A 1,114-nucleotide genomic window follows, 5' to 3' on the forward strand; every position below is an offset into this window, starting at 1 on the left:
TATTTGACTTTGAGCACTCAGCGCTAAAGTTGGCTTCATTTTTGCAAAACCTAAAAGCATAGCTACAACAACAGGTTTCAGCGCATGGCGTCGCATTTAAAAGTACATTATTTTCAGCATATTGCTGGTGAAGGATTTGGAAGTTGTTATACGCATTTAAAACGGTTAAATGCAGAGATCAGTGCCACAGAATTTTTTGCCTTGCCGGTTGATTCAGCGCTGGATATTGAAGCGCTGCCGCAGATCGAGGAGGTCGATTTGTTAATTGTCATGGGCGGCACCATGAGCGTTAATGATGAAGCCAATTTCCCCTGGTTAAAAATGGAAAAACGCTGGCTCAGGCGTTATTTGGCCATGGGAAAACCGGCCATTGGTCTGTGTCTGGGTGGGCAACTGATCGCCAATGCGCTGGGCGCGGCCGTCAGTCGCAATCCTGTACAGGAGCTGGGCTGGCACGAGGTGCGCAAGGTCAGGCATGTGCCAGCAGACTATTTTCAGTTGCCGGAGCAGTTTAATGTCATGCAGTGGCACAGTGAAAGCTTCGAGATTCCCAAAGGGGCTGTGCATCTGGCCGAAAATGATGCCTGTCGCAATCAGATGTATCAGATTGGCAAAAATGTACTGGGCTTTCAGTTTCACCCGGAAACCACGCCAGAAAGCCTGCAATTATTCCTGGAAGATGAAGAAGAGCTGGCCCTGTTTCAGGGACCTTATGTGCAATCGCTAGAGCAGCTGCAGCGCGCTAATAAAAATAAATTTATTCAAGGAAATCAGATATTAAATCAGGCGATAGATTATGTGTTACAGCAAACTGCAGCGCAGCGGCGGGCTGTATAATTATTAAACAATTGATTTGTCGAAATATTTGAAAAATGATGTAAAAAGCCACAAAAGGATTTGCTTATGCATTAAACAATCGTTATAATGGGCGACCCTTTAATATTAAGGGCGTTAACCGCGAAGAAAGTGGTTAACTATCGTTACAGTCGTGGCATCGATCACGACCTTAGTGATATTTCACTGCTCTTGACACTTGCCTTTATTAGTGGGGTGAGATGCGTCAAGAGTGATTCTTTATATATTTTGGCTTGGAGTTAACTGGTATGTCTAACCA

The 1,114-nt window shown here is 44.7% G+C and carries 1 protein-coding gene; it reads left to right on the plus strand.

The genetic code is table 11. The features are described from left to right. Positions 1 to 84: 84 nt before the first annotated feature. Complete coding sequence (locus FTV31_RS17055; protein ID WP_168383351.1) at positions 85 to 837, plus strand: type 1 glutamine amidotransferase; 753 nt, start codon at positions 85 to 87, stop codon at positions 835 to 837. The last annotated feature ends 277 nt before the right edge of the window (positions 838 to 1,114 follow it).

The organism is Acinetobacter sp. YH16031, from assembly GCF_013417335.1.
Classification (GTDB): Bacteria; Pseudomonadota; Gammaproteobacteria; order Pseudomonadales; family Moraxellaceae; genus Acinetobacter.

Bases quoted from the DNA above. Each gene is read 5' to 3' on its own strand.
- FTV31_RS17055 (WP_168383351.1), top strand. From the start codon at position 85: ATGGCGTCGCATTTAAAAGTACATTATTTTCAGCATATTGCTGGTGAA.